At 67.6% G+C, this 23,395-nt stretch carries 18 protein-coding genes; 13 read left to right on the forward strand and 5 right to left on the reverse strand.

From position 1 onward, the window contains the following. The first annotated feature begins 167 nt into the window (after positions 1 to 167). The 3 genes from alaC to thrC all read left to right on the forward strand — a co-directional run bounded on the left by alaC (position 168) and on the right by thrC (position 3,921). Positions 168 to 1,370, forward strand: a complete 1,203-nt coding sequence (gene alaC, locus G020_RS0112200) for an alanine transaminase (RefSeq protein ID WP_018945866.1) — start codon at positions 168 to 170, stop codon at positions 1,368 to 1,370. 63 nt (positions 1,371 to 1,433) lie between these two features. After that, on the forward strand, positions 1,434 to 2,741 hold the full coding sequence (locus G020_RS0112205; protein ID WP_018945867.1) for a homoserine dehydrogenase: 1,308 nt from the start codon (positions 1,434 to 1,436) through the stop codon (positions 2,739 to 2,741). A gap of 37 nt (positions 2,742 to 2,778) precedes the next feature. Further along, the gene (gene thrC / locus G020_RS0112210) at positions 2,779 to 3,921 is read left to right on the forward strand and encodes a threonine synthase (protein ID WP_018869600.1); all 1,143 of its coding nucleotides are present in this window, start codon (positions 2,779 to 2,781) and stop codon (positions 3,919 to 3,921) included. Between the two features lie 48 nt (positions 3,922 to 3,969). On the opposite strand, the gene G020_RS0112215 is transcribed toward thrC, so the two are convergent. Continuing rightward, a complete protein-coding gene (locus G020_RS0112215) occupies positions 3,970 to 4,848 on the reverse strand; it encodes a peptidylprolyl isomerase (RefSeq protein ID WP_024329775.1) in 879 nt (292 codons plus the stop codon). Beyond that, positions 4,849 to 5,145 carry a YciI family protein gene (locus G020_RS0112220; RefSeq protein ID WP_018945870.1) on the reverse strand — a complete coding sequence of 99 codons (297 nt, stop codon included), beginning with the start codon at positions 5,143 to 5,145 and terminating at the stop codon, positions 4,849 to 4,851. 113 nt (positions 5,146 to 5,258) lie between these two features. Here G020_RS0112220 and G020_RS0112225 point away from each other — a divergent pair, with 113 nt between their 5' ends. Genes G020_RS0112225 through G020_RS0112240 form a run of 4 tightly spaced genes read left to right on the forward strand, consistent with a single transcriptional unit; the run spans position 5,259 to position 9,367 of the window. Next, complete coding sequence (locus G020_RS0112225; RefSeq protein WP_024329776.1) at positions 5,259 to 5,879, forward strand: L-threonylcarbamoyladenylate synthase; 621 nt, start codon at positions 5,259 to 5,261, stop codon at positions 5,877 to 5,879. 2 nt (positions 5,880 to 5,881) lie between these two features. Then, positions 5,882 to 7,252, forward strand: coding sequence for a DUF945 family protein (locus G020_RS0112230; RefSeq protein ID WP_024329777.1), 1,371 nt, complete (start codon positions 5,882 to 5,884; stop codon positions 7,250 to 7,252). Between the two features lie 49 nt (positions 7,253 to 7,301). Further along, entirely contained in the window at positions 7,302 to 8,522 is a 1,221-nt protein-coding gene (locus G020_RS0112235; RefSeq protein ID WP_018945873.1) for a tryptophan--tRNA ligase, read from the forward strand. 5 nt (positions 8,523 to 8,527) lie between these two features. Then, the gene (locus tag G020_RS0112240) at positions 8,528 to 9,367 is read left to right on the forward strand and encodes a ScpA family protein (RefSeq protein WP_024329778.1); all 840 of its coding nucleotides are present in this window, start codon (positions 8,528 to 8,530) and stop codon (positions 9,365 to 9,367) included. A 56-nt stretch (positions 9,368 to 9,423) separates the two neighbouring features. On the opposite strand, the gene G020_RS0112245 is transcribed toward G020_RS0112240, so the two are convergent. The 3 genes from G020_RS0112245 to G020_RS0112255 all read right to left on the reverse strand — a co-directional run bounded on the left by G020_RS0112245 (position 9,424) and on the right by G020_RS0112255 (position 15,070). Beyond that, complete coding sequence (locus tag G020_RS0112245; RefSeq protein ID WP_369774129.1) at positions 9,424 to 12,594, reverse strand: efflux RND transporter permease subunit; 3,171 nt, start codon at positions 12,592 to 12,594, stop codon at positions 9,424 to 9,426. Further along, on the reverse strand, positions 12,587 to 13,903 hold the full coding sequence (locus G020_RS0112250; RefSeq protein ID WP_024329780.1) for an efflux RND transporter periplasmic adaptor subunit: 1,317 nt from the start codon (positions 13,901 to 13,903) through the stop codon (positions 12,587 to 12,589). The genes G020_RS0112245 and G020_RS0112250 overlap by 8 nt, the downstream gene beginning before the upstream one ends. A 183-nt stretch (positions 13,904 to 14,086) precedes the next feature. Next, entirely contained in the window at positions 14,087 to 15,070 is a 984-nt protein-coding gene (locus G020_RS0112255) for a sigma-54-dependent Fis family transcriptional regulator (protein WP_024329781.1), read from the reverse strand. Between the two features lie 283 nt (positions 15,071 to 15,353). On the opposite strand from G020_RS0112255, the gene G020_RS0112260 reads away from it, so the two are divergent. From G020_RS0112260 to G020_RS0112285, 6 genes are all read left to right on the forward strand, one after another. Then, positions 15,354 to 16,502, forward strand: coding sequence for an efflux RND transporter periplasmic adaptor subunit (locus G020_RS0112260; RefSeq protein ID WP_024329782.1), 1,149 nt, complete (start codon positions 15,354 to 15,356; stop codon positions 16,500 to 16,502). A 42-nt stretch (positions 16,503 to 16,544) separates the two neighbouring features. Beyond that, positions 16,545 to 20,402: an efflux RND transporter permease subunit gene (locus G020_RS0112265; RefSeq protein ID WP_024329783.1), complete on the forward strand. Its 3,858-nt coding sequence runs from the start codon at positions 16,545 to 16,547 to the stop codon at positions 20,400 to 20,402. A 33-nt stretch (positions 20,403 to 20,435) separates the two neighbouring features. Continuing rightward, positions 20,436 to 21,152 carry a hypothetical protein gene (locus G020_RS0112270; RefSeq protein WP_024329784.1) on the forward strand — a complete coding sequence of 239 codons (717 nt, stop codon included), beginning with the start codon at positions 20,436 to 20,438 and terminating at the stop codon, positions 21,150 to 21,152. A 563-nt stretch (positions 21,153 to 21,715) separates the two neighbouring features. After that, the gene (locus G020_RS0112275; protein ID WP_024329785.1) at positions 21,716 to 22,168 is read left to right on the forward strand and encodes a sulfur globule family protein; all 453 of its coding nucleotides are present in this window, start codon (positions 21,716 to 21,718) and stop codon (positions 22,166 to 22,168) included. 87 nt (positions 22,169 to 22,255) lie between these two features. Further along, the gene (locus G020_RS0112280; RefSeq protein ID WP_024329786.1) at positions 22,256 to 22,882 is read left to right on the forward strand and encodes an AAA family ATPase; all 627 of its coding nucleotides are present in this window, start codon (positions 22,256 to 22,258) and stop codon (positions 22,880 to 22,882) included. Between the two features lie 35 nt (positions 22,883 to 22,917). Next, positions 22,918 to 23,395, forward strand: a 478-nt coding sequence (locus tag G020_RS0112285; protein WP_024329787.1) for a hypothetical protein, incomplete at its 3' end; no start/stop codon positions are given.

Raw genomic sequence — 23,395 nt, forward strand, 5'->3', positions numbered from 1 at the left:
GCGAAACAAGCCTTGCGGCGGTGTGCGTTGACAGGTTCCGATGCGGGTTATAGTTTGACCCGTTTCCCGGCGCGCGCCGGATCAGGGTGCGCGTATCCTGATCGCGCCGGTCGCCAGCGCCGCAAAGCCTACGCCCGGTGACCCCGGGCCCAATCAGGAATCGACCCGTGACCGACGTCTTTCCCCGCATCGAGCGACTGCCCCCCTACGTCTTCAACATCGTGAACGAGTTGAAGGCCGAGGCACGAGCTCGCGGCGAGGACATCATCGATTTCGGCATGGGCAACCCGGACCAGCCGACTCCGAAACACATCGTCGACAAACTGACCGAGGCGGTACAGCGCGGCGACACCCACCGTTATTCGGTGTCGCGCGGGATCCCGCGGCTGCGGCGCGCCGTCACCCGCTGGTACCAGGATCGTTTCGATGTGGAACTCGATCCGGAAACCGAGGCGATCGTCACCATCGGCTCCAAGGAAGGCCTGGCGCATCTGGCGCTGGCCACCCTGGGGCCGGGCGATGCGGTGCTGGTGCCGAACCCGGCGTACCCGATCCATCCCTATGGCTGCGTGATCGCCGGTGCCGACGTGCGCCACGTGCCGCTGACGCCGGACGTCGATTTCTTTGCCGAGCTGGAGCGGGCGATCCGCGATTCCTGGCCCAAACCGAAGATGCTGATCCTGAACTTTCCGGGGAACCCGACCACGCAGTGCGTGGACCTGGAGTTCTTTGAGCGGGTGGTGGAGATCTGCCGCGAGCACGGGATCTGGATCGTGCACGATCTGGCCTACGCCGAGATCGCGTTCGATGGCTATCGGGCCCCCTCGATCCTCGAAGTGCCGGGCGCCAAGGACATCGCGGTGGAGTTCTACACCCTGTCCAAGACCTACAACATGCCCGGCTGGCGGGTCGGTTTCATGTGCGGCAACCCCACGCTGGTGGCCGCCCTGGCGCGGATCAAGTCGTATCTCGACTACGGCACCTTCACGCCCATTCAGGTGGCGGCGATCTCCGCGCTGGAAGGGCCGCAGGACTGTGTCGAGGAGATCCGCGAGACCTATCGCGTGCGCCGCGACGTGCTCTGCGACGGCCTGAACAAGCTGGGCTGGGCAGTGGAAAAGCCGAAGGCGACCATGTTCGTCTGGGTGCCGATCCCCGAGCCCTATCGCGAGATGGGGTCGCTGGAGTTCGCCAAGAAGCTGCTGCGCGACGCCAAGGTGGCGGTCTCGCCCGGGATCGGCTTCGGCTCCTACGGGGATGACCACGTGCGCTTCTCCCTGATCGAGAACGAGCAGCGCACGCGCCAGGCCCTGCGGGGGATCAAGGCGATGTTCCGGGCGGATTCCGTCCTCGCCGATGCCTCCGCGTAACCAGGCATTCGAAGACCAAAACCCGGATGCGGTGCATCCGGACGATCAGGGAAACAGGATCATATGACGCCGGTAAAGATCGGAATTCTCGGACTGGGTACCGTGGGCTGTGGCACGGTGAACGTGCTGGCCCGCAACGGCACCGACATCGCCGGGCGCGCCGGACGCGGGATCGAGGTCGTGGCCGCGGCAGCCCGTGACATCGAGCGCGAGCGCGACTGCGACACTTCCGGAATCCGCCTGACCACCGACCCTGGCGTGGTGGTGGACGATCCCGAAGTCGAGGTGGTTGTCGAGCTCATGGGCGGTACCGAAACCGCGCGTGATCTGGTCCTGCGGGCGATCGATGCCGGCAAGCACGTGGTGACTGCGAACAAGGCGATGATCGCGCTGTACGGCAACGAGATCTTCGAGCGGGCCCATGCGCGCGGCGTGATGGTGGCCTTCGAGGCGGCGGTGGCCGGTGGCATCCCGATCATCAAGGCGATCCGCGAGGGGCTGGCGGGCAACCGTATCGAGTGGCTGGCCGGGATCATCAACGGGACCGGCAATTTCATCCTCACCGAGATGCGCGACAAGGGTCGTGACTTCGAGGACGTCCTTGCGGAGGCTCAGTCGCTGGGTTACGCCGAGGCCGATCCGACCTTCGACGTGGAGGGCATCGATGCGGCCCACAAGCTGGCGATCCTGGCCTCCATCGCCTTCGGCATCCCGCTGCAGTTCGATCGCGTGGCGGTCGAGGGCATCAGCGGGATCACCCGCGAGGACGTGAGCTTCGCCGCCGAGCTGGGTTATCGCATCAAGCACCTTGGCATCGCCCGGCGCATGGACAACGGCTACGAGCTGCGCGTGCATCCGACCCTGATTCCGGAACGCCGGCTGATCGCCAATGTCGACGGTGTGATGAACGCGGTGCTGGTGCAGGGCGACGCGGTCGGCCCGACGCTGTACTACGGCGCTGGCGCCGGGGCCGAGGCCACGGCCTCGGCGGTGGTGGCCGATCTGGTCGACGTGGTGCGCGCCCTGACCACCGATCCCGAGAACCGCGTGCCGCATCTGGCGTTCCAGCCGGATGCGCTGTCGGATCACCCGGTGCTGGCGATGGAAGACGTACACACCTCGTTCTACCTGCGCCTGCGCACCCAGGACCGGCCGGGCGTGCTGGCCGATATCACCCGCATCCTCGGCGAGCACGGCATCAGCATCGAGGCCATTCTGCAGCGCGAACCCGATCCGCAGCGCGGCGAGGCCACCATCATCATGCTGACGCACGCGGTGCGGGAAGGTGCGATGAACGAGGCCATCACCGCGGTGGAGGCACTGCCGCACCTGCTGACGCCGATCACGCGCATCCGCATGGAAGCGCTCTGAACAACCGACTGATCCGATCCACGACACGAGAATCCGCATGGCCCACGGACACCGCTACACCGGCCTGATCGACCGTTACCGCGATCGCCTTCCGGTCCACGACGACACCCGCGTGATCTCCCTCGGCGAGGGCGCCACGCCGCTGATCCGGCTGAACAACATCCCGCGCGAGCTGGATAGCGAGGTGGAGATCTACGTCAAGTACGAGGGCCTGAACCCCACCGGTTCGTTCAAGGACCGGGGCATGACCATGGCCGTCACCCGCGCCGTGGAAGAGGGTTCGCGGGCGATCGTGTGCGCCTCTACCGGCAACACCTCGGCCGCCGCCGCGGCGTATGCCGCCCGCGCGGGGATCACCGCGTTCGTGGTGATCCCGGACGGCAAGATCGCGATGGGCAAGCTGGCCCAGGCGATGATGCACGGGGCCACGGTGATCCAGATCGCCGGGAATTTCGACGATGGCATGCGCCTGGTCAAGGAAGTCGCCTCGAACACGCCGGTGACCCTGGTCAATTCGGTCAATCCGTACCGTCTGCAGGGCCAGAAGACCGCGGCGTTCGAGATCATCGAGGAGCTGGGCCGGGCACCGGATTATCACTGCCTGCCGGTGGGCAATGCCGGCAACATCACCGCGCACTGGATCGGCTACAGCGAAATGGCCGCCCGCAGCAGCGAGGACGTGACCGACGCCTGCGCCTACTGCCAGGGGCACTGCAAGTATGCCGGCGGCGGCATGGTCGGGAACCGGCCGCACATGGTGGGCTATCAGGCCTCGGGTTCGGCGCCGTTCATGCGCGGGGCCATGGTGGACGATCCCGACACCGTCGCGACCGCGATCCGCATCGGTCACCCGCAGTCCTGGGACATGGCGTGGAAGGTGCGTGAGGAATCCGGTGGCTGGTTCGACGAATGCGCGGACGACGAGATCCTGGCCGCGCAGAAACTGCTGGCGGAGAAGGAGGGGGTGTTCTGCGAACCGGCCTCCGCTGCCTCGCTGGCCGGCGCCCTGCGCGACATTCGCTCGGGGCGAATCCCGGCGGGGTCCACCGTGGTCTGCACGCTCACCGGCAACGGCCTCAAGGACCCGGACACCGCGATCAGTCAGAGCGTGGTCCAGCCGACGCGGGTGCCCGCGGAGCTGGACGCCGTGTCGCAGGCGATCCGCGACAACCTCGCCTGAAACCGTTCACCTGAAGCCGCGGGACCGGTTCCGGCCCCGCGGGCAGGGTCAGTTCGCCGGGCGTTCGGGGGTCTCGATCCTGGCGGCTTCGCGCAGGCGTTCGATCTCTTCCTGAATCGCGCGGCTTTCCAGGATCTCGATCAGTTCGGCCCGCACGTCTTCCATGGGCGGCGGGTCGACCGGACGCGTCTCTTCCAGCCGGATCAGGTGCCAGCCGAAGCGGCTTTCCACCGGATCCGTCGTCGTCTCGCCGGGTTCCAGGCGCTGCACGGCATCGCTGAAGGCCGGCACCATGCGGCCGGCTTCGAACCAGCCCAGGTCACCTCCGCGTTGGGCGGAGCCGGGGTCGGTTGAATGCGCTTCCGCCAGCTCGGCAAACGACACCCCGTCCTCGAGTTCGGCCAGCAGGTCCCGGGCGGTTTCCTCGCTCTCGACCAGGATGTGGCGGGCGCGGTACTCCTCGGCGGCCATCTGCTCCACCTGGCGTTCGTATTCGGCGCGCAGGTCGTCCTCGGTGAGTTCCAGCTCGGCCGTCATCCGTTCCATCATCTCGGAGGCGAGGAAGTTGGTGCGGACCATCTCGAGGATCCGGCGCGTTTCTTCTTCCTCGTGCAGGCCACGCCGCTCGGCTTCCTGGCGCAGCAGCCGCAGGCTGATCAGCTCGTCGAGCACGCCATCATCGCCGGCCATCCCGGGGGCGTCATCCAGCCCGGAATAGGTGAAGACATCGGCCCGGGTGATCGGTTCGCCATCGATGCGTGTGAGGATTTCGGCGTCTTCGGTGGTGGTGTCGGCACCGGTTTCGTGGCCATTGCGTTCTTCATCCCGGGGGCCGTCGCCGCAGGCGGCGAGTGAGGTAACGGCGACCAGGATGGCGGCCGCGAGCAGGCCGCGGGGTGCGGACTGTGGAGACGTTGATGCGGCCATTCAGAACACCTGCTTGAAGGGGCGGACATCCACCGAGGCATACACCCCGGCCCGGACATAAGGATCGGCATCGGCCCATTCGCGGGCCGCTTCCAGAGACGGGAATTCGGCGACGATCAGGCTGGCGCTGAAGCCGGCCGGCCCCGGATCGGGGCTGTCGATCGCGGGGCACGGCCCGGCCAGCACCAGGCGTCCGGTATCGCGCAGGGCCTGCAGGCGTTCCAGGTGTTCCGGACGCGCCGCCAGGCGGGCGTCCAGCGAATCGGGGGCATCGTGGCCCTGGATCATATAGAGCATCGGCATTCCGTGTCGGGGGACAGGCGGACATTGTAACGTCACGGGCGGGTGCGGCGTGATGGTCGGGTCACAGTTGCGCTACACTGCGCGCTTTGTCCGATCTGCGGTTCCCCATGAGTACGTTCGCGATCCACCCCGAGAATCCCCAGCCACGGCTGATCCGCCAGGTCTGCGACCGGCTGCAGGAAGGTGCGGTGATCGCCGTGCCCACCGATGCCTGTTATGCGCTCGCGTGCCTGCCCGGTGACAAGACCGGCGCCGATCGCATCCGCCGCATCCGCGAGGTGGACGAGACCCATCATCTCACCCTGCTGTGCCGTGACCTGTCGGAACTGGGGGTGTACGCCAAGGTGGACAACAGTGCCTTTCGGCTGATGAAGAACCGGACTCCGGGGCCCTACACCTTCATTCTCCCCGCCACCCGCGAAGTCCCGCGGCGGCTGCAGCATCCCAGGCGCCGGACGATCGGACTGCGGGTGCCGGACAGCCCCATCGTGTCCGCGCTGCTGGCGGAACTCGGTACCCCGTTGATGTCCGCCACCCTGCAGCTGCCGGGGGACGACACCCCGCTGACCGAGGTCTGGGAGATCGAGGAACGGCTGGGGCACGCCGTGGATGCCATCATCGACGGCGGGGCGGGGACACTGGAGGCGACGACGGTGCTGGACCTGACCGGCGAAGGAGTCGAAGTGGTACGTCACGGGCTTGGCGACGCGGCCTTCCTGGATGAATAGTCATGCGTAAATGGATCATCCTGGTCCTGGTGCTGCTGGCCGTGGCCGCACTCTGGCCCTGGTACGTCGGGGGGCAAGTGGAAGACACCCTCAGCGCCGAGATGGACCTGCGGGCGGGCGGCCTGGAACTGCGCCACGAACCCGGAATCTACGAGCGGAGCTATCGTGAGGCGCGGTCCGAGGGAACGTTGCACGTCAGGGATGGTACGACGACCTACGAGATCCCCTTGCGGCATGAAGTTCGGCACGGGGTTCTCGGAGCGAGGGTCGAGACCCGGCTGGATCACGCGGCCCTCGACGATGCCCTGGCTGACCATGCCGCGCTGGCTGCCGTGCTGCAGCGGCTGGAACCGGAAGCGGAAAGTCGGAGTGGCCTCGGAGGCGGCGTGACGACGCGCGTGCAGGTGCAGGGAACGCGGCTGGATATTGCGCAGTGGTCCGCCGTGGCGGAAGACCGGGAGTCGGAGAGCCCCCTGTGGCTGGAATTCGAGGAGGCGTTGGGCCAGTTCGCGTGGTCGGAGGAGCAGGCGATGGCGAGTCTGTCCATCCCGCGTCTGCGACTCGACCACGCGGACGGGACCCTGGTGTTCGAAGGTCTGCGGCAGGTCCTTGCGCTGGAACCGGACGCCGACGGGGCCTATGGCGTGCTTCCGGATTATGAAGGCGGCGTGGCGGCCGACCGGATGGAATGGACGGGGCCGGGATGCGAGGGCAGTCTGCTTCTGGAACGTGCCCGGATCAACGCGTTCCAGAGCACCCATGGAGACCGGCTGGACTCCCGTGCGCGCCTGGAAATCGACCGGATGACCGTGACGCGGGGCACCCAGCGTGTCGTGCGCCACAGCGGGCCGATGGATCTGCAGCTGGGGCTGGAGCGCTGGGACCGCGCAGCCGTGGAGCAGCTCGCCGGAACCCTGCGTGACCCGGCGCACCGGCGCCAGGAGGCCGAGCAACGCCGCGATCTCACCCATGCCGCGATGATCGATGCCGTGAGCCAGTCGCTGGAGCGCAGCCCGGCGGTGACGCTCAGGGCGATCATGAACGACGAGCCGGAGCGTCGGCTGGAGCTGGAGGGCAACCTGGTCTTTTCCGGGACGCCCGACGGCTTCCGCATGCGCCCGGTGGAAGCGATCGCGCTGGACATGCAGGCCGCGGTCGGGCTGCAATGGCCCGAGTCGCTGGTCGGGCTGGCCGACCCGGAGCCGTTCGGCCGGGTGCTGGCTGCGGCCGAGGCGGATGCCTGGCTGGAACGGGACGGCGAGATCCTGAGCGGGACTCTGGCGATGCGGGGCGGCCGCATCCACGTCAACGACCGGGATCGTACGGCCAGCGCCCTGGGCCTGCTGTTCGCCGCCGCCGGCGGCATGTTCTGACACCGACCACCTCAGTCTCATCAGTCAACCATCAGGAAGGATCGCGACCGTGACCACCAATCAGGGGACGAACCAGCGTGTCATCTCGGGGATGCGGCCCACCGGGCGCCTGCACCTCGGGCATTATCACGGGGTCCTGAAGAACTGGATCGAGCTGCAGCACAACTACGAGTGCTTTTTCTTCGTTGCCGACTGGCATGCGCTGACCACGCACTACGAGGACCCGGGCGACCTGCAGCAATACGTGACCGAGATGGTGATCGACTGGCTGGCCGCGGGGGTGAGTCCGGGATCGGCCACCCTGTTCGTGCAGTCGCGCGTGCCGGAACATGCCGAGCTGCATCTGCTGCTGTCCATGATCACCCCGCTGGGCTGGCTGGAGCGGGTGCCGACGTGGAAGGACCAGCAGGAACAGCTGCGCGAGAAGGACCTGGCGACCTACGGTTTCCTCGGCTATCCGGTGCTGCAGAGCGCCGACGTGCTGGCCTATCGCGCCGGCATGGTGCCGGTGGGCGAGGACCAGGTCTCGCACCTGGAGGTCACGCGCGAGCTGGCGCGGCGCTTCAACCATCTGTACGGGCGCGAACCCGGGTTTGCCGAAAAGGCCGAGCAGGCCGTGGACAAGATGGGCAAGAAGGCGGCAAAGCGCTACCGCGATCTGCGCAAGCGCTTCCAGGAGCAGGGCGAGGACGAGGCCCTGGAGGTCGCCCGGGCGATGCTGGAATCCCAGCAGAACATCTCGCTGAAAGACCGCGAGCGGCTGTTCGGCTACCTCGAGGGCGGGGGCAAGATCATCCTGCCCGAGCCGCATCCGAAGCTGACGCCCACCGCGAAGATGCCCGGGCTGGACGGGCGCAAGATGTCCAAGAGCTATGGCAACACCATTAGCCTGCGGTCCGAGCCGCAGGAGGTGGAGAGCCAGATCCGGACCATGCCCACCGATCCGGCGCGGGTGCGCCGCACCGATCCGGGGACGCCGGAAAAATGCCCGGTGTGGGAGCTGCATCAGGTCTACACCGGCGAGGAAAAGCGGGGCGAGCTCTACGAGGGCTGCACCACCGCCGGGATCGGCTGTCTGGACTGCAAGAAGCCCCTGATCGCGGCCATCCAGGAGGAACTGGAACCGATTCAGCAGCGCGCCCGCGAATACGCCAGTGATCCCGGGCTGGTGCGCTCGATCATGGTCGAGGGCTCGGAGGCCGCCCGCGAAGAGGCGCGCGAGACCCTGGAGGAGGTCCGCCGCGCGATGGGGCTGGACTACCTGCGGTAGAACCGGTGAGCGAACATGCCGAAGACGCCACCGTCGACCCCGTTGATCCGGCCGCCGCCGGGGAGGGCGAGCACGTCTGGCGTGTTCACGGCGAACCGGTCGCGGAGCTGCCCGAGGACCTGTACATCCCGCCGGATGCACTGGAAGTGTTCCTCGATTCCTTCGAGGGGCCACTGGACCTGCTGCTGTACCTGATCCGCCGGCAGAACCTCGACATCCTGGCGATCCCCATCGCCGAGATCACGCGCCAGTACATGGCCTACATCGAGGTGATGCGTGCCCTGCGCCTGGAGCTGGCGGGCGAATACCTGGTGATGGCGGCACTGCTGGCCGAGATCAAGTCGCGCATGCTGCTGCCACGCCCGGCGGAGTCGGGCGAGGAAGACGCCGGCGACCCGCGCATGGCCCTGATTCGGCAGCTGCAGGAATACGAGCAGTTCAAGACCGCGGCCGAACGCCTGGACGCGCTGCCGCGCATGGAGCGGGATTTCTTCGCCGCCGGCGCCGCGACCGACGCACTGGAAGGCCCGCCGCCCCCGGCGCCGTCGCTGGATGCCCTGATGGATGCGCTGGCCGGGGTGATGCGGCGTGCCAGCCTGAGCGCCCACCACCACGTGGCCACCGAACAGCTGTCGGTGCGCGAGCGCATGACCCGGCTGCTGCACGAGCTGGACAGCGAGACCTTCACCGACTTCGTCGGCCTGCTGGAACGGGCCGAGGGCCGCCAGGGCGTGGTGGTGTCGTTCCTCGCCATCCTCGAGCTGGCCAAGGCGGGGCTGGTGGAGTGGGGGCAGAGCGAACCCTACGCCCCCATCCGCCTGCGTCGGCGCGGCGGCGACGCCTGACCCTGACGGCGCCCCGCCGCCTCGACGCCCCGTGCCCTCCTTTCGCGGGGCTGAGGTCAGCTCGCGTGGTGGGTGGACGTGGCGCCGCGATCGAATGCCCCCTCGTACAGGCGCAGCAGCGCCGGGATCACGAACAGTACCAGCACCGTGGCCACTGCCAGCCCGAACACGATCGAGATCGCCATCGGGATCAGGAACTGCGCCTGCACCGAGCGCTCGAACAGCAGCGGGGTGAGGCCCGCGATGGTGGTGACCGAGGTCAGGATGACCGCGCGCAGGCGCTGGCAGGAGGCCTCGATGATCGCCTCGCGAAGGGCCAGACCGCTCTCCCGCAATCCCTGGTAGAAGCTGACCAGGATGATGGAGTTGTTGACCACGATCCCGGTCAGGCCGAACAGGCCGAACATCGACAGCACGGTCAGCTCCACCCCGAGGATCCAGTGGCCCAGCAGGGCACCGAGGATCCCGAACGGGATGATCGCCATCACGATCAGCGGCCAGCCCCAGGAGGCGAAGACCCAGGCGAGGATGATGTACATCAGGCCCAGCGCCAGCACCAGGCCCGTGCGCATGTCGGCAAACGTCTCCTCCTGATCCGCCGCGCGCCCCTCGAAGGACCAGTCCACCCCGTGGCGCTCGGCGACCGCGTCCAGCGGACCGTCTTCCAGCGCGGCGCGGATGCGCGCGGCATTGTTTACCGAGCGGTCGACTTCGGTGGATACCTCGATCGCGAGGCGGGTATCGGCATGCCGCAGGGTCTCGAAGCCGGGACGGGATGCGAGTTCCGCCACGTTCTCCAGCGGGGTCAGCTCGCCGTCCGGCAGGCGGATCTGCAGGCGGTCCAGGCTTTCCGTCGCATGGCGTTCGTCGTCGGGCAGACGCACGCGGACCTCGACCTCCTCCAGTCCGTCCTGATAGATCTGCGCCAGATGGCCGTCGTAGGCGTCGCGCAGCTGCGCGCCGAGCTGCTCCGTGGTCAGTCCGAGGGCGCGGCCTTCCGGCAGGATGCGGAAGGTCAGCTGCTCGCGGCCGAACGGGGTGTCGTCCTGGGTGGCGAAGGTGCCCGGGAACTCGTCGAACAGATCGGCCACGTCCAGTGCCGCGTCCTTGAGGATATGCGGGTCATCACCGGTCAGACGCACTTCGAGATCGCGCCCGGGCGGGCCGGCCTGACGCTCGTCGATAGAAAAGGTCTCGATGCCGGGGGCCTCGCGGACGTTGTCCCGCCATGCCTGGATGAACGCCCGGTTGCGCACGTCGCGCGCCTCCGGCGAGATCAGCTCGACCTGGATGTTGCCGAACTGGTCGCCCTGCGGGGCGTTGCCGTCGCCGGGGTCGATGCCGCGTCCAAGACGGGTCACCGAGGCACGCACCAGGCCGCCGCCGAGTTCCTCGTCGGTTTCCTCCAGCGCCTGTTCGACGTGGATGAGGAACTCTTCGACCCGTTCCGGCGGGGTGCCGGCCACGAAGTTCACGCCCGCGTTGACGACCGTGCCCTCGGGCGAGGGGAAGAAGGTGAAGCCGATGCGTCCGGATGCCGCCAGGCCGATGGCCAGGATCACCGCCCCCACCGCCAGGGCGAGGGTGACCCCGGAGTGGTCCACGGCGTGCGTGACGGCACGGCGGAACGGGCCGTTACGCAGGTTCTCGAACCCCCGGTCGAAGCGCGCCCGCAGGCTGCCGGCCGGCGGTTCCTCGAGGCGATCCATCACGCCCTTGAGATGCGCCGGAAGGATCAGGAACGCGATCAGCAGGGTGGCCACGATCACGCAGATCACCACCAGGGGGATGTCGAACAGGATGTTGCCGATGATCCCGCCGATCAGCATCAGTGGCATGAAGGCCGCGACGGTGGTCAGTGACGCGGCGACGACCGGACCGACCATGCGCTGAGCACCCTGACGTGCCGCCCGACTGGCCGACAGGCCCCTCTGATGCAGGCTGTAGGCGTGCTCGGAGACGACGATGGCGTTGTCGACGATGATCCCCAGCGACATGATGAAGCCGAACAGCGACATCATGTTGATCGAGCCACCCACCAGCCACAGCACCACGAATGCGGCGGTGAAGGCGATCGGGATGCCGAGGGCGACGCGCAGGGCGATGTGCCGGTTCAGGAACAGGAACAGGATCCCGAGCACCAGCAGGAGTCCCCCGGCACCGTTTTTCAGCAGCAGGGTGATGCGCTCGGACAGCAGCTCCCAGAACGCATCGGTTTCCTGCAGCTCGACACCCGGGGGCAGGGCGGGCCGGGTGCGCTCCAGCCACTGTTCGAGGATGCGCGCGGATTCCAGGGCGTCGCCGGTCTCGCTGCGCATCAGCTGCATCTCGATGGCCCGCGTACCCTGCGAGCGGACACGCACCTCGCCGTCCCGGGGGCGCAGGTCGATGTCGGCGATGTCGCCCAGCAGCACCCGACCGCGTTCGGGGTCGCCCTGCAGCACCAGGCGTTCGAAGGACACGATGTCGCGTGCCTGCTCCAGGCTGCGCAGCTGTCGGGCGGTGTCGTCGCGGCCGACCGAGCCGGCGGGCATGTCGCGGCTCATGCCGGCGATCGCGGCGCCGATGTCGGCCAGGGTCATGTCCAGGCGGTAGAGATTGAGGGCCGGCACCTGGATGGCCATCTCGTCTTCCGTGAGGCCGGTGAATTCGACCCGCGCGATGCCGGCGTCCAGCAGCTCGCGTTCGTATTGCCGGGCCAGGGTCCGCAGCTGTTCCGGGTCGTCGGGGCCGGTGATCAGCAGGCGCGAGACCGGCTCGTAGTTGATCACCTGATTGACGATCGGGGTCTCGGCATCCGCCGGCAGGTTGCGCTGCTGATCGACCCGGTCGTTGACCTGTTCCAGCGCGTGCGACATGTCTGCGCCGGGTTCGAACTCCAGGGTGATGGTCGCCACCCCCAGCGCGGAGGTGGAGGTCATTTCGCGCAGGTCGTCGACCGTGCGCAGGTCCTGCTCCAGCGGGTCGGTAATCGACTGTTCCACGTCTTCGGCGGCAGCGCCCGACCACACGACCTGGACCGTGATGATGTCGAGATCAAAATCGGGGAAGAACTGCGAGTTCAGCTGGTTCAGGGCATAGGCGCCCGCCAGCAGCATCAGCGCGATCAGCAGGTTGGCGGCCAGGCGGTGTTCCAGGAACAGCCGGATCGGACCGCGACCGGCCGCGCCCTCCGTATCGCCCCCGGCCGGGGCGCCACCCGGCATGGGTGCGCTGGGTTCACTCATCGCCGGCGTCCTGCGGCTGGAGGTCCGGGTCGCCTTCGCGCACGGCTTCGGCCGCGGTGGGGAGGTCCTCGTCGTCCTCGACCTCCACGCGCAGGCCATCCACCGCATTGGGCAGGCGGGTGGCGATCAGGACGTCGCCGGCCGACAGGTCGGGGTTGCGGACCAGGGCCAGGGTGTCCCCGGCCTCGCTGCGGTATTCGCCCAGACGTTCGACGTTCAGGGACTGCAGGCGGCCGTCGATTACGCGGAACATGGTGTCGCGCCCGTACAGGGCCTCGAACGGAACGGCCAGGCTGTCGTCTTCCTCGGGCAGGCGCAGGTCCAGTTCAAGGAAGCGGTTCAGACCCAGCGAGCGCCCGCCGTCGCGGATTGCAAACACGCCGTGCGAAGCGCTGGCGCCAGGCCGGGTTTCGCCTTCGATGCGGACCAGTTCGCTGGTGATCTCGCGGCCGCCGTTGCGGGCCGAGGCTTCCAGCGTTCTCCCCTCCGCCAGCAGCGCCTCCAGCCGCGGCTCCAGCGACACGGGAAGTCCGGCCCGGATCTCCACGTCGTCCACGTCGAACAGGCGCACCAGTTCGTCGCCCACCCGGGCGCGTTCGCCCGGGGAGGTCCGGACGGCGGTCACGCGGGCATCGAACGGGGCGCGGATCTCGGTGCGTTCCAGGTCCAGTTCGGCCTGTTCGACCGCGGCCCGGGCGCGATCCAGCCGCGCCTCGGCGCCGGCGATGCGCATGGGGGCATCCGCGATCGCTTCTTCCCGGTTCTGTACTGTAAGTTCGGCCTGTTCGAGACGTTCGCGGGCATCGTCGACATCTCTGTCGGAGCCCATGTCCCGCTCACGCAGGTTGCGGGCCCGGTCGAGGCCGCGTCGGGCAATGTCCCGCATTTCACGTTCGCGGATCAGGGCCTCGCGGTCGTAACGCGCCCGGAGTTCCTCGCTCTCGAGGGCCCCCTCAAGTTCACGCACCTCCGCTTCGGCCTGGCGCAGGGCGAGGCGGGCGTCGGCCGGGTCGATCCGGACCAGGAGGTCGCCTTGCTCCACATGCTGTCCGATGCGGGCGGAAACCGTTCCCACGTCCCCCTGAACGGCGGCCCGCAGGGTCGCATCGCTGGCCGATGCGCTGCGTCCGTAGAGCATGACGGAAGGCCGATGGGTGCCCGGTTCGGCGACGAACCCCCGTACTGGCCAGGAACGTTCCTCACCCGCGGGTGCGGGCGCCTCGGGACCGGTAGCGCGCAGGATCATGAATCCCGCCACGCTGAGCGCGAGGATCAGTACGGGGATGAGGGCACGGCCGACTCGCGGCATGACACGGGACATGCAGTTCTCGCTCGGGTCCTGGGCTGGATGGGGCGCGGGCCTGACGCCCGGGCCTTGGAGACGGTGCACCGGTTGAAGTTCCCGTCCGCGGGAGACCGGTATCAGTGTCTCCTGATATGGCCAATCCTAACATCGGCGGCGCGAGGGCCGCAGGCATGGGGAATGCCTTTCTCAGGCCAGGTTATAGCGATGCAGCTTGCGCCACAGGGTCGTGCGGTCGATTCCGAGACTGCGGGCGGCCCGCGAGCGGTTGCCATTATGGGCGGCAAGGGCCTGGCGCAGGCGCCGCGCCTCTTCGGACTCCCTCGGGGATACCTGCGGGGCCGTGTCCGTGGGAGCCCCTTCCGGAAAAGCCGTAGCCGGGGCGGCAGCCTCCGCCGGTGGTGAAACGGTCCCGGGAGGCCGGCCTTCGGGCAGGGGGAAATCCTCCACGCGACCGTTGACCGCGTGCAGCTGGAGGCAGGCGAACACGTTCTCCAGCTCGCGGAAATTGCCGGGCCAGGGGTGGGCTTCCAGTTTGCGCCTTAACACCGGCGCCAGCTGCAGCGCGTGTTCCTCGACGAAGCGGTCGAGGGTGGCGGCCAGGTCACGCGGCCGGGTCCGCAGGGGCGGCAGCTCCACCGTGGCGACAGCCAGGCGGTAGAACAGGTCGGCGCGGAACTGTCCCGCATCCACGCGGGCCTGGAGGTCCTGATTGGAGGCGGAAAGGATGCGTACGTCCACCTGCCGCGTGGTGTTCTCGCCCACGCGTTCGAACTGGCCATCCTGCACCGCGCGCAACAGCTTGGCCTGCAGACGCAGCGGCAGTTCACCGATTTCGTCGAGGAACAGGGTGCCGCCGTGGGCGGATTCGAAACGACCCTCGCGATCGCTCACCGCGCCGGAAAAGGCCCCGCGCACATGGCCGAACAGCTCCGATTCCAGCAGCTCGTCGGGGATGGCCGCGCAGTTGACTTCGACGAAGGGTCCGGCGGCCCGCGGGCTCCATTCATGGATGCCCCGGGCCAAACGGGTCTTGCCGGTTCCCGACTCGCCCAGCAGCAGCATGCGAATGTCGCTGCCCGCCGCCCGGCGGGCGAAGACCATCTGGTGATGGCAGTCCGGATCGGCCGAACGGAACGCGTCCGGCAGCCCCTCCCCACGATTCATTTTCATGGCCTTCCTCTCCGGGAAACTCACCCGGAGTATGGCAGCGGCGTTGCAACGCCGCCACCGCTGTTGCAACAAAAAAATTTACGAAGTAACAGATGCTTATATTCGAATTCCCGGGTAGCGCGTGTTGCAACACCCTGAGTGCGCGCTGTTTTTTCACGAGGACAAATATCTGAAATTTAATAATATTCTAATATTGGCATTTCTCTTGCTTGTATCGGGGCGTGCTTTTCTCTACAACGAAACAAGACCAACGGAACAGGCACGCTGTCGGGGGGAGGTGCGAATGACGCTCATGCGAACGGCCAGCCTTATGCTGTGCATGGTCACCGTGGTTGGCACGGCCGGTGCGCAGACCGCCTGGACGCCGGCCCAGAGCCCGGGAACCACCAGTCCGGACAACACCGGGGTCCATGTTGCGCAGCCGCTCGCCGCGGAGCGCCATACCGTCAGCGGCACGGTGATCCCGTTCAGTGAAGTGACCCTGCGGGCGCAGTCGGGCGGCCGGGTGATCGCGGTCGAAGGGGTCGAGGGCGACCGCTTCGAAGCGGAAGAAGAACTGGTCGCGATCTCCGACGATCGCCTGCAGGCCCAACGCCAGGCGGCGCTCGCCGAGATGCGCACCACCGAGGCGGCGATCCGCGAAGCACGCATGCAGTACGACCGCGAGGTCATTTCCCCGCGCTCGCAGGACATCGGGCAGATGCCGGGCATGGGCATGCCGTCGATGTTCGACCAGATGTTCACGCGCAACATGGGGCAGTTCATGGGATTCGGTGACCCGACCCTGGACCGCACTACGGATCTCTTTTCCCGCCACATCGGCGTCGATCAGGCCCGGGCGCGCTGGGAGCAGGCCCGGGCCCGCGTCGAGGAGCTCGACGTCGCGCTGGAGGACACCCGCTCCCGTGCTCCGTTTGACGGGGTGATCATGCACAAGCACGTGGAACAGGGCGATACCGTTCAGCCCGGGCATCCTCTGGTCACCTTCGGGCACCTGGATTATCTGCGGGTGGAGGCGGCCGTGCCGGTTCGCCTGGTGCGTCAGCTGGACGTGGGCGACATCGTTCCGGTGACGCTCGACGGGCATGCCGAAGAAGTCAGCGCCCGGGTCTCGCGGATCTTCCCGCTGGCCGACCCGCAACGCCATACCGTGACCGTGAAGTTCGATCTGCCGCAGGAGGTCCGCGGCGGCCCGGGCATGTACGCCGAGGTGCATCTGCCGGGCGAAGTGACGCGCGAGGACCGGGTGGTGATCCCGGAGAGCGCGATCATCCCGGGCGGGGCCCTGCCGCGCGTGGCCGTGCTGGATGCCGATGACGAGGTGCGCATCCGCATGGTCCGGCTGGGGGCGTCGCGTGATGGCGGCGTGGTCGTGACCTCGGGGCTGGAGCCCGGGGCGCGGGTGCTGCGGCACCCCGGCGGCCGCCATTGATGCGCTTCGAAATCGAACAATGACAGGACGTTCGCGCCAGACATGAGCGACCAGGAACCTCGCAACCAGGAACGGCCCGGCGATCACGCGACCGATCCCGGCATCGCCGGGCGCATGGCCCGCGCCTTCGTCCATTCGCCGCTGTCGCCGCTGCTGCTGCTGGCCAGCATCGCGATCGGCATCCTCGGCCTGGTCGTCACGCCACGCCAGGAAGACCCGCAGATCTCGGTCCCGATGGTCGACATCATGGTGGAGTATCCGGGCGTACCATCGGAGCAGGTGGCCAGTCTGGCCGCGCGGCCGCTGGAACGCCTGATGAGCGAGCTCTCGGGTGTCGATAACGTCTACTCGGTCTCGCAGCGAGGCGAGGCGATGGTTACCGTCCAGTTCGACGTCGGCGAGGAAATGGAATCCTCGGTGGTCAAGGTGCACGACCGGCTGATGTCGAACCGCGATCTGATGCCTCCGGGGGTCAGCGAACCGATGGTCAAGCCCAAGGGTGCGGATGACGTGCCGGTGGTGACGCTGACCTTCTGGTCGCACGAGGTCGATGACGCGATGCTGCGCCAGATCGCGCTGGACGCGCAGCAGCAACTCAACGAGGTACCGGACACCGCGCAGAGCTTCGTGGTCAGTGGCCGCGAGGAAAAACTGCGCATCGAGGTGCGGCCGGAACGGCTGGAAGGTTACGGGGTCACCCTGGATCAGATCGCGGGTGCGGTGCGTCAGGCCAATTCCGAACGCGGCGCGGGCGCGATCGAGGCGGGTGGACGGCACATGTCGGTGCACACCGGTTCGTTCCTGACCAGTGCCGAGGATGTCGAACGCCTGCTGATCTCGGTGGAAGACGGTCGCCCGGTGTATCTGCGCGACGTGGCCGACGTGAGCTATGGCCCGGGGGAGGTGGATCGCTTCGTGCGTCACTATTCCGGCCCGGCCGCCGAGGCCCCCGATGCCGCACCGGAGGGTGCGTCCGCCGTGACCCTCGCGATCGCCAAGAAGCCCGGCAGTAACGGGGTCACCGTTGCCAATGGCGTGCTCGAACGCCTGGAGCGTCTGAAAGGCTCCGCCATCCCCGACAACGTGGGCGTCGAGATCTCGCGCGACTACGGCAAGACGGCCAACGAAAAGGTCAACGAGCTGATCTTCAAGCTGTTTGTCGCGACCTTCGCGGTGACCCTGCTGGTGGCGCTGTTCCTGGGGCTGCGCGCGGCACTGGTGGTGCTGATCGTGATTCCGGTTGTGATCCTGTTCACCGTGTTCAGCGCGTGGCTGCTCGACTACACCATCGATCGGGTGAGTCTGTTCGCGCTGATCTTCGCGATCGGGATCCTCGTGGACGATGCCATCGTCGTGGTGGAGAACATCTACCGCCGCTGGCTGATGAAGCGCGGCCTGGATGCCGAAACCAACGTGGATGCGGTACGCGAGGTGGGCAACCCGACGATCCTCGCGACCTTTACCGTGATCGCTGCACTGCTGCCCATGGGCTTCGTCTCCGGGATGATGGGTCCCTACATGCAGCCGATCCCGGTTCTGGGGTCGGTCGCCATGCTGTTCTCGCTGGTCGCGGCCTTCGTGTTCACCCCCTGGCTGACCCAGCGGCTGCGCCCGAGCATGGCCTACCTGGAGAAGGCCACCGAAAAGGAACACCGGCAGGCCGAGCGGCTGGGTACGTTCTTCCGCCGGGTGATCCCGGGGCTGGCGGACAATCCCGCCCGGGGCTACGCCTTCCTGGCCGGGATCGTGGTGGTGTTCTTCCTGATGGCCAGCCTGTTCTACACCACGGATGTCCGGGTGAAGATGCTGCCGCTGGACAACAAGCCCGAATTCCAGGTGATGATCAATTTCCCCGAGGGCACGGCGCTGACCGAGACCGCCTCGCTCAGCGAAGCGATGGTGTCCGAGCTGCGGGAGTTCGAGGAAGTGACCGGGCTGCAGGCATATGTCGGCACTGCGGCGCCGTTCAATTTCAATGGTCTGGTGCGTCATTACTACCTGCGCCAGGACCCCTGGCTGGGCGATATACAGGTTCAGCTGGTGGACAAGGGCGATCGTGCGCGCTCCAGCCACGAGATCGCCACCGAGGCCCGTGAGCGTCTGACACCGCTGGCCCGCGAAGCCGGCGCCCGCATCGAAGTGGTGGAGATGCCGCCGGGGCCCCCGGTCCTGCAGTCGGTGGTCGCCGAGGTGTATGGCCCGGATGCCGATACCCGGCGTCAGGTCGCGCGCGACCTGGAAGGAATGTTCCGCGGGGCCGAACACGTGGCGGACGTCGACAGCTTCCTGCAGGCCCCGCACGACGTCTGGCATTTCGACGTGGACCGCGACAAGGCCCTGCGCCGCGGTGTCACCGTGGAGACCGTGAACCAGACGCTGGAGACCGCGATCGGTGGCCGGGTCCTGGGCGACATCAAGGCGCGTTCGCTGGTGGAGCCGCACCTGATCGAGCTGCGCCTGCCACGCCCCACGCGCTCCGATATCGGGCGTCTGGAACAGCTGCCGGTGGCCTCGCAGCATGGCGGGACAGTCAGCCTGGGCGAGCTGGGTCGGTTCGTCGAGCGCCCGCAGGACGAACCCATCTATCACAAGAACCTGAGGCCGGTGGAGTATGTCACCGGCGAAGTGGTGGGGCGTCTGGCGGCGCCGGTCTACGGGATGCTCGAGGTGCAGGAACAACTCGCCGATTACGAGCTTCCCGACGGCAGTCGGGTGCAGCCGCACTGGCTGGGACCGCCGCCGAACGACGGTTCCACGGCGTTCGAATGGGCCGGCGAATGGACGGTTACCTACGAGACCTTCCGCGACATGGGCATCGCGTTCGCCATCGCCCTGATTCTCATCTACATGCTTGTGGTCTGGGAGTTCGGGAACTTCGTGCTGCCGGGCATCATCATGGCCCCGATCCCGCTGACCCTGATCGGGATCATCCCGGGCCACTGGCTGTTCAACGCCGAATTCACGGCGACCTCGATGATCGGGTTCATCGCTCTCGCAGGGATCATCGTGCGCAATTCCATATTGCTGGTCGATTTCGGTCGCCAGGCGGTGGATCAGGGACATGACGTCCGCGAGGCGATGATCCTCGCCTGTCAGGCGCGCACGCGGCCCATCATCATCACCGCGTTCGCGCTGCTCGCCGGTTCCAGCGTCATCCTGTTCGACCCCATTTTCCAGGGCATGGCGATCTCGCTGATGTTCGGGACCATCGTGGCCACGCTGCTGACCCTGGTCGTCATCCCGCTGGGCTGTATCTCCGGGCGGCGCGCGTTCTGTCCCGCCTCGCTGGAAGACGGCGACGGCACCAGCGGCTCCGGCTGTGCTACCCCGACGAATGGCAGTGCCGGGACCGGCCGTGACGACAATCCCTTCGGCCCGGCCGAGGGCGGACCGGTCACACGCGCAGTCCAGTATCTCGGGTTGTATCTGCGCTGCCTGGCCGCCGCCTTCGTCGAGGGCATGCGCGATCTTTTCCTCGCCTTGCTGAAGCTTCTGCGCGGCCGTTTCGGGACGCGCCCGGGGCCGGGCGGTGGCCCGGGATCCGGCGGTTCCGGCTCGGACTCCGGGCCTTCTCCAGCCCCGTCGTCCGGTCCTGCGCCGGGTCCCCCCGCGTCGGGGGCCTCGGACGGCCCCTCCGGCCGTGAAGCGGATGCGGGTGCGAACGCCGAATCCGCGCCGGACGACGGGCATGAACCGAAGGAGCGAGATACGGACGCGCCGCGGAAATCCGGCAGCGCTTCCCGTTCCGCCGGGCCGAGTGCGACGCCGGATCACGATTCCGCCACGGCGGAACAGAAGTCGGACTCGGGGGAAGATGGCAATGAAACGTCTTCCTCGGAGGCGGGCCCCGGTGCACGCCAGTCGGGTGGCCGCCGACGCCGGGGTATTCGGCTGAAATGAGCAATCACTGAAAGAACCTCAAGGAGGTTAATGATGAAGAAGCGATTCAACGCACGCATGCTCGGCCTGGCAATGGCCGGCGCCGCAGTGGTCTCGATGTCCGTGCTGGGCGCGGCCCAGGCGGAAGAAGGGAACCCGGGCGCTCAAGGTCAGCCGATGGGCCAGCATGCTCCGGTTCCCGGTCCCTGGGGCCAGCCGGGTCCGTATGGACAGGGCATGGGCGGGCATCAGGGCGGCGAGATGATGCAGCGTCGCGATGCCTCCGGTGACTTCAGCTTCGGCATGTCCGGGCGCAGCCACGGGCAGGGCTACGGCCAGGGCCGCGGTCATGGCTACGGTCACGGTTATGGTCCGGGCTATGGTCCCGGCTATGGCTACGGGCCCGGTCATGGTCCCGGCTACGGCTACGGCTACGGGTACGGTCCGCAGCAGGGCCATGGCCCCGGCATGATGCACGGCCCCGCGTACGGGCCCGGCCATGGTGCCGGCATGCGCGGTCCCGCGGGCCACGGCCAGATGCCGGAGTTCGACCCCGAGGATCTGCCCGAGGACATGCCGGAAGAGATGCGCGAGCGCATCGAGCGCATGCAGGCCGAGCGGCAGGAACGCATCGAGGAAATGGAAGCCATGCGCGAGGCCCGAATGGAAGCCATGAAGAAGGGTCGCCAGGCCTACATGGAAGAGATGGAACGCCAGCGCGAGATGCGCATGGAGCAGATGGAAGAGCGTCGCGACTCGGGGGACTACTGAGCACCGGGTGACGCATGGGAGCGAGGCGAATGGCGTTCGAAGGTTACGGCATGCAGCGGGGAGCAACAGCGGGGCGGAGCGTCCTGCTGGTGGCCCTGGTGACGGTCGGGCTGATGGTGGCCGCTGCGGCTGCCGAGGCCCGGGAACGTCACAACCCGTGGCATGCCGGACCGCCATCCGCGGCCGATGCGGGAGAGCCGGGAGGCTTCACCCGGAGCGAACCCCGGTCGGCCGGATCGTTCCCTCCGCCGGATTACGATCCGGCGCGGCGGGGACGCGAGGACCGCTCGCGCGTTCCCGCAGGTGAAGCACGCCCGGGTCCCGGGATGTCGCCCTACGGTTACGGGTCCGGTCCGTATCCGTATGGCGGCCACCGGGGACCGGGGGCAAGTGAACCGGGCATGTCAGGATATGGATTCCCGTTCTTCGGCGGCCCGGGTTCGTGGGGACCCTTTTCGGGGCCCTGAATCACCTGCCTTCGGGCAGGGGCCGGTGCGTGATCGCCCTCCGCGCATCGGTGGCAGAAATGGGAGGGCATGTCTCCGAGAGGAGGAGGTAACACTATGAGCAAGTTTCTGAAAGCAGCCGTTCTTGCGGTATCCATGGCCGGTCTGGCCGCTGCCCCGATGATGGCTTCCGCGCAGTGGGGCGGCCCGGGGTATGGCGGCCCGGGCTACGGGGCTCCCTACGGTCCCGGTTATGGCTATGGCCCCGGCTACGGTGGCATGCCGTTCTTTGGCGGTCCGGGTTACGGCCGCGGCCACAACATGGGCGACATGATGGGCGACATGATGGGCGATTTCGATTTCTCCGCCCGCGGTCGCGGTCATGGTCACGGCTACGGTCATGGGCGTGGTGACGGCTACGGCTATGGTCGTGGTCAGGGCTACGGTCCCGGCTACTATGGCCATCCGGGCTACGGTTACGGCCCCGGGTACGGCTATGGCCCGCAGCAGGGCATGCCGCAGCAGGGCATGCCGCAGCAGGGCATGCCGCAGCAGCAGCAAGAGCAATGATCTGCTCGCACGGGTCCGCCCGTGCATGATCGGCTGCCCGGTTCGCCGGGCAGCCCGTTTTCGAATTCAATGGATCCGGGAGCCGCAATGCTGACCGTGGTGGCCAACCTCAAGGGCGGGACGGGCAAGAGTACCGTCGCCTTCAATCTCGCGCTCTGGCTGCTCGCGAAAGGGCACCGCGTACAGGCCGTGGACCTGGATCCGCAGGGTACTCTCGGCGATGTCCTGGAAGTGCGGCAGGAGGAGGGGTACAGCCCCGCGCTCCCCGCCACGAACGATGCCGACGTCGCGCTGGGTCGGCAGGGGGAGTTCGATCACTGGCTGGTGGACGTCGGGCCCTCCGCCATGGACACCCTGATGCAGGCGGTCGCCGCTGCGGACCGGGTGCTGATCCCGGTGCCGCCGAGTCAGGCCGACGTCTGGTCCACTCACCGTTTCGTGCGCGAGATCCAGGGGCGTCGGACCGATCGCGACACAGGCCCCGGCATCGAGGTATTCATCAATCGCGCCGACACGCACCAGTTCGTGCGCGAGACCGAGGAGACTGCGGAGGCCCTGCAGCAGATCGAGGGTATCCGTTTTCTGCGCCCTCGGCTGAAGCAGCGCACGGCCTTTCGGCGGTCATTCAGCGAGGGTCTGGCGGTGAACGAGCTGGAGCCATCCGGCAAGGCGGCGGAAGAGCTGGATCGACTGGCCCGCGCGATTTTCGGATAAAAAGGGGCTATCCCCTCCAGGAAACGAGGTGACAAATGGGATCAGGTGAAGACAAGCCGCGACGCGGTTTTATCAATCGCTACTGGGTGCTGATCGTGATCGTCCTCTGGCTGATCGCCTGGTCCGCCCGTGACTGGCTGGCGCCGGCCGAGCCGGGGGACCCGCCCGCGGAGTCCGGCGTCGTGCTCGAGGAAGAGCCCTCTGCCGGGGACCAGGAAGCTGCTCGGGAGGAAGCGGCCCGGGAAGAAGCTGCTCGGGAAGAAGCTGCTCGGGAAGAAGCTGCTCGGGAAGAAGCTGCTCGGGAAGAAGCGGCCAGGGAAGAAGCGGCCAGGGAAGAAGCGGCCAGGGAAGAAGCCGCCCGGGAAGAAGTCGCGGAGGAACCGGCGGTGGAGGTCGAGGCGCTGCTGACCGAAGCACGGGAGACGTACTGGCGCGAGGGTGCCGCAGCCGCGATGACCGTCCTCGAAGGCGGGCTGGAAACGCAGGCGTACGAAAGCCGGGAACGGGCGGACA

Source organism: Thioalkalivibrio sp. ALR17-21, from assembly GCF_000420185.1.
In the GTDB taxonomy this organism is placed as follows: Bacteria; Pseudomonadota; Gammaproteobacteria; order Ectothiorhodospirales; family Ectothiorhodospiraceae; genus Thioalkalivibrio; species Thioalkalivibrio halophilus.